The sequence below is a fragment of the Streptomyces sp. NPDC055025 genome (assembly GCF_053608565.1).
The window spans coordinates 1-4,958 of record NZ_JBSGVS010000142.1 but is presented as its reverse complement, the minus strand read 5'-3'; the positions used below and the strand labels follow the sequence as shown (position 1 = coordinate 4,958).

The 4,958-nt window shown below is 70.0% G+C and carries 6 protein-coding genes; 3 read left to right on the top strand and 3 right to left on the bottom strand.

Annotated elements, in window-relative coordinates:
- Positions 1–78: 78 nt before the first annotated feature.
- Positions 79–342: a type B 50S ribosomal protein L31 gene (locus ACWGDX_RS39215; RefSeq protein ID WP_453633588.1), complete on the bottom strand. Its 264-nt coding sequence runs from the start codon at positions 340–342 to the stop codon at positions 79–81.
- A 180-nt stretch (positions 343–522) separates the two neighbouring features.
- On the opposite strand from ACWGDX_RS39215, the gene ACWGDX_RS39210 reads away from it, so the two are divergent.
- Complete coding sequence (locus ACWGDX_RS39210) at positions 523–1,164, top strand: histidine phosphatase family protein (protein WP_453633586.1); 642 nt, start codon at positions 523–525, stop codon at positions 1,162–1,164.
- A 72-nt stretch (positions 1,165–1,236) separates the two neighbouring features.
- On the opposite strand, the gene ACWGDX_RS39205 is transcribed toward ACWGDX_RS39210, so the two are convergent.
- Positions 1,237–1,662: a pyridoxamine 5'-phosphate oxidase family protein gene (locus ACWGDX_RS39205; protein ID WP_453633584.1), complete on the bottom strand. Its 426-nt coding sequence runs from the start codon at positions 1,660–1,662 to the stop codon at positions 1,237–1,239.
- 262 nt (positions 1,663–1,924) lie between these two features.
- Positions 1,925–2,128: a cold-shock protein gene (locus ACWGDX_RS39200; protein WP_041994569.1), complete on the bottom strand. Its 204-nt coding sequence runs from the start codon at positions 2,126–2,128 to the stop codon at positions 1,925–1,927.
- Positions 2,129–2,431: 303 nt separating this feature from the next.
- Here ACWGDX_RS39200 and ACWGDX_RS39195 point away from each other — a divergent pair, with 303 nt between their 5' ends.
- A complete protein-coding gene (locus tag ACWGDX_RS39195; RefSeq protein ID WP_453633592.1) occupies positions 2,432–3,142 on the top strand; it encodes a TetR/AcrR family transcriptional regulator in 711 nt (236 codons plus the stop codon).
- 124 nt (positions 3,143–3,266) lie between these two features.
- Entirely contained in the window at positions 3,267–4,907 is a 1,641-nt protein-coding gene (locus ACWGDX_RS39190; RefSeq protein ID WP_453633590.1) for an MDR family MFS transporter, read from the top strand.
- The last annotated feature ends 51 nt before the right edge of the window (positions 4,908–4,958 follow it).

Below are 4,958 nucleotides of genomic sequence, written 5' to 3'. Positions count from 1 at the left end.
TTCTCACACAGGTCCGTACGTCCCGCACAGCCCCCGCACGCGCCTCATGCGCGCGGATCACGGATGAGCCGTACGGCGTCAGCTCTTCTTCGCGGAACGCCGGGCGCCGTAGCGGCGCTCGAACCGCTCCACCCGGCCGGTGGTGTCGAACACACGGCCCTTGCCGGTGTAGAAGGGGTGGCTCGCGGAGGAGATCTCCACGTCGATGACGGGGTAGCTGTTGCCGTCCTCCCACTCCACGCGCTCGGCCGAGTCCGCGGTGGAGCGGGTCAGGAAGGCGGCTCCCGCGGCACGGTCCCGGAAGACGACCGGACGGGAGGCGGGGTGAATACGGGGCTTCATACGAAAATCCTTCCTGATGGTGGAATTCGCTTCCATCAAGTGGTACGTCCCTGTAACGCGACGCCCGCCGGTGGCATTCCCGCCGGGTACCGGACACCGAAAGCGGGGACACTGGGGTGTGCGGGCCCGGGGCGGCCCGTGGTGCGATCGGGCGCGGAGAGCGGGAAGTGGGCGGCACTCATGGGCGAGTTGATCCTCGTACGGCACGGAGAGACCACCTGGTCGCTGTCCGGGCAGCACACCAGCTACACCGATCTGCCGCTGACCGAGCGCGGTGAGAGCCAGGCCCGCTCACTGGCTCCGCTGCTGCGCGAGCGCCGTATCGGTCTCACACTCGTCAGTCCCATGACCCGCGCGCGCCGCACCGCCGAGCTGGCCGGACTCGGTGCCTTCCGGGTCACACCCGATCTGCGCGAGTGGAACTACGGCGGTTACGAGGGCATCGCGACCGCCGAGATCCAGCGCGCACGGCCCGGCTGGGATCTGTGGACCGACGGAGTCGTTCCCGGCTCCGCGAGCCAGCCCGGGGAGAGTCCCGAGGAGGTCGGGCACCGGGCCGACCGGGTGCTCACCGAGGCCCTGGAGGCGCTCGACTCGGGCGACGAGGATGTCGCCCTCGTCTCGCACGCCCACTTCCTCCGGGTGCTCACCGCGCGCTATCTCGGACTGGCGCCGGCCGCGGGATCGCTCTTCCTGCTCGCCACCGGGACCGTCTGCCGGCTCGGTACGGAACACGGCCGGCCGGTGATCACCGCGTGGAATCTGGCCCTTCCCGAGGGCCTGCTGCGCGCCACGGCACGGGAGAAGGAGAACGTGGCCTGACGGCGGCGGCGCGGCGTCCGGCCCGCGGCGTCGGACCTCCGGTGTCCGGCCTCCGGCCCGCGGCGTCCGGCGTCAGAGCGTGCCGAGGTCGGACGAGTACCAGCGCTCGGGCCGCATCCGGATGACGACCTGGTCACCGTAGTCGCGCGTGGCCATCTCGATATAGGCGTCGAGCCTCTCGGCCGGGACATAGCGGGTCGCCATCTCCCGCAGACGGTCGCCGTCGGCCGGGTCCGTGGCCGTCACGGGCCCCTCGACCGAGACATAACGCGCCGTGGGCCGGAGCCGCTCGGCCATGAGGGAGAACCGGCCCGCCGCCGCGATCAGCCGGCCCTTGCGGGAGGCCGGGCCGGTGAGGATCCAGAGGTCGCCGCCGGGCCGGTACTGGTACCAGATGGGTACGGTGAGCGGAGCGCGGCCGTCCGGCGCGTTCACCGCCAGCGCGCCGATATGCGGCTCGGCCAGGAACTGTTCGCGCTCTTCTCGGGTCAGGGCCACGGAATCTCCTCCGTCTGTCGCTCAGGGATGGGGCGTCTCGGCCGCTCCCCGTCGCGAACACCCGCGAAGGCCTGCGCAGGCCCGTGGAGACTCGCGGACGCCCGGGAAGCGGGCCCCCATCAGCATGAGCAGCCATCCCCGCCGGGATGGCGCGACGCGCCGCGCCGGGCCCGAAACGCGGCGGGCGCCTGCCCGGTGGAGGGAATTCCACCGGACAGGCGCCCTGTCGTCCCAGCCCTCTCAGGCCTTCCGGGACGCTGTGTTACGAGGGGAGGATGTTCTCCGCCTGGGGGCCCTTCTGGCCCTGTGTGACGTCGAACGTGACCTTCTGGCCCTCCTGGAGCTCACGGAAGCCGGAGGTCGCGATGTTCGAGTAGTGCGCGAACACGTCGGGGCCACCGCCGTCCTGCGCGATGAAGCCGAAGCCCTTTTCCGAGTTGAACCACTTCACTGTGCCACTGGCCATTGCCCAGTCTCCGTTTCAAGGGACGCGTGATTCCCGCACGGTGCGGGAACCGGAGGTGATCGCCCTGGTCCGCAGAGACGCTGAACAGCACAAACGCCCGTGACGGCACGTCACGGGCGAGCGGTACTTCGGAACCACGACAGCTGATCAAGACGCTACAGGGCCCGAAGCGATACAGCCACAGAAACGACCAACTCTTGCGCACGTGGCGTGTATCGGACCGCGATCGGCCCAACCCGTTCAGTCAACCCGTAGGATGATCGGCCTGTAATCAATTTTGCGGAGTCTGCACTTTTGCATACCCTGCAAGGTGTGACGAACGAAGGCGCGGCTCCGGGGCTCCGTGAGCGCAAGAAGCGGGCCACCCGGGCGGCCCTGGCGGAGGCGGCGGTGCGACTGGCCGCCGAGCACGGCGCCGAGAATGTGACGGTCGAGGCGATCAGCGAGGCCGCCGGGGTCTCGCCGCGTACGTTCTTCAACTACTTCGACAGCCACGACGACGCGTTCGTCATGATGGACCGGGACGCCGGTGAACGGGTGCGCCAGGCGGTGCGCGAGGCACCGGCCGAGCTGTCCCCGGTCGAAGCGGTGCGCGAGGCGCTCGCCACCGAACTCGTCGATGTGGCCGAGCGGCAGGAGATCTGGCGGCTGCGGGCCACCGTGCTCCAGCGTTCGCCCCGGCTGCTGGTCAGGGGCCTCGGCGCGCATATGGCCGAGGAGATCGAACTGGCCGGGACCATCGCCGTACGGCTCGGCTCACGCGCCCCGGACGAGACGAGCGCCACCGCCACCGCCACCGCCACCGCCGAGGGAGCCTGCGGGAGCGGGAACGGCCCCGACAGCCCGGCTCCCGGCCTCTACCCGCGGCTTCTGGCCGCCGTCGCCGGTACGGCCGTACGGGTGGCCGTCGAACACTGGTGCGCACAAGGCCCGGACGCCGACTTCTCCGAGGTGTTCCGGCGTGTCTTCACCCTTCTGGCGGACGGACTCGCCGAACCATCGCCCGCCGGATGACCCGCCCCCGCGCAACCCGTGACCCGCGCCCCCGTCCCTCCCTCCCCTGTCTTCCGTTCTCCTCACCCATTCGAAGAAGGACACCTTGAGTGCAACCGAGGCGCCCGAACAGGCGCCGAGCTCCATGTCCAACCGGCAGATACTCCAGGCCATGTCGGGCCTGATGGCCGGTATGTTCGTCGCCATCCTGGCCGGCACGGTGGTCGCCAACGCGCTGCCCCGCATCATCGCCGACCTCCACGGCAGCCAGTCCTCGTACACCTGGGTGGTCACCGCCGAGCTGCTCGCCATGACGGCGACCGTGCCCCTGTGGGGCAAGCTCTCCGACCTCTACAACAAGAAGCTGCTGCTCCAGCTCTCGCTCGCCATGTTCGTGGTCGGGTCGCTGCTCGCCGGTTTCTCCCAGGGCGTCGGGCTGCTCATCTTCAGCCGGGTCGTCCAGGGCATCGGCGCGGGCGGTCTGACCGCGCTGGCGCAGGTCGTCATGGCGGCGGTCATCCCGCCCCGGCGGCTGGGCAAGTACGCCGGTATCTTCGGCGCCGTCTTCGCCATCGGCACGGTCGCCGGGCCGCTGGTCGGCGGTGTGCTGGTGGACACCTCGTGGCTGGGCTGGCGCTGGTGCTTCTTCATCGGGGTGCCCTTCGCGCTGGCCGCGATCCTGATCCTCCAGCGCACGCTGCGGCTGCCCACGGTCCGCCGTGATGTGAAGATCGACTACCTGGGTGCGTTCCTGATCGTCGCGGGCGTCTGCGCCCTGCTCATCTGGACCTCGCTGGCGGGCAACCAGTTCGACTGGGCGTCCTGGCAGACGGCCGCGCTGACCGGTACCGGGGTCGTGCTGCTGGCCGCGGCGGTCTTCGTGGAGGCCCGGGTCCCCGAACCGGTCATCCCGCTGGACATCTTCCGCAACCGCACCGTCTCCCTGACCACGGTGGCCAGCCTGCTGGTCGGTGTGGCGATGTTCGGCGGCACCGTCTTCCTCTCGCAGTACTTCCAGATCTCGCTCGGCAAGTCGCCCACCATGGCGGGGCTGATGAGCCTGCCGATGATCCTCGGTCTGCTCGTGTCCTCCACGGTCGCCGGCCAGATCATCAGCGCGACCGGCAAGTGGAAGATCCATCTGATCGCGGGCGGCGTGATCATGACGGGCGGACTCGCTCTGCTGGCCACGATCGACGCCGGCACCGGCTTCGGGCTCCTCAGCGTCTATATGGCCGTTCTCGGTATCGGCGTCGGCATGCTGATGCAGAACCTGGTGCTCGCGGCGCAGAACGATGTACCGGCGGCCGAACTCGGCGCGGCCACCTCCGTGCTGTCGTTCTTCCGCAGCATGGGCGGGACGATCGGTACGAGTGTGCTGGGCGCGATCCTGGCCAACCGGGTGACGGCCGAGATGACCAAGAGCCTGGCCGGGACGGGCCAGTCGGCGTCCGGCGGCGACGGTGCCGTACCCGACATCTCCACGCTGCCCGCGCCGATGCGGGAGATCGTGCAGCACGCCTACGGAGTGGCCACGGCGGAACTCTTCCTCGTCGCCGCCCCCTTCGCCGCTCTCGCGCTGGTCGCCGTCCTCTTCCTCAAGGAGAAGCCGCTCAAGACGACGAGCGGTATGGAGCGGCTCGCCGAGGAGAGCAAGGCCGAAGCGAGCAAGGCCGACGGAGGCAAGGCCGAGGAGGGTAAGACCGACGTGGGTAAGACCGAGGAGGGCAAGCGGGGACGGGCGGAGGACAGTTCCTCGGCCACTCCCCCCACCCCGGTGGGCTGACCGCCTCGGCCGACCGGCCTGCGCGGACAGGGAAGGGGGCGTCGGGCTCCG

Excerpts from the sequence above, each read along its gene's own strand:
- ACWGDX_RS39215 (WP_453633588.1), bottom strand. The coding sequence starts at position 342 with ATGAAGCCCCGTATTCACCCCGCCTCCCGTCCGGTCGTCTTCCGGGAC.
- ACWGDX_RS39210 (WP_453633586.1), top strand. The coding sequence starts at position 523 with ATGGGCGAGTTGATCCTCGTACGGCACGGAGAGACCACCTGGTCGCTG.
- ACWGDX_RS39200 (WP_041994569.1), bottom strand. The coding sequence starts at position 2,128 with ATGGCCAGTGGCACAGTGAAGTGGTTCAACTCGGAAAAGGGCTTCGGC.
- ACWGDX_RS39190 (WP_453633590.1), top strand. The coding sequence starts at position 3,267 with ATGTCCAACCGGCAGATACTCCAGGCCATGTCGGGCCTGATGGCCGGT.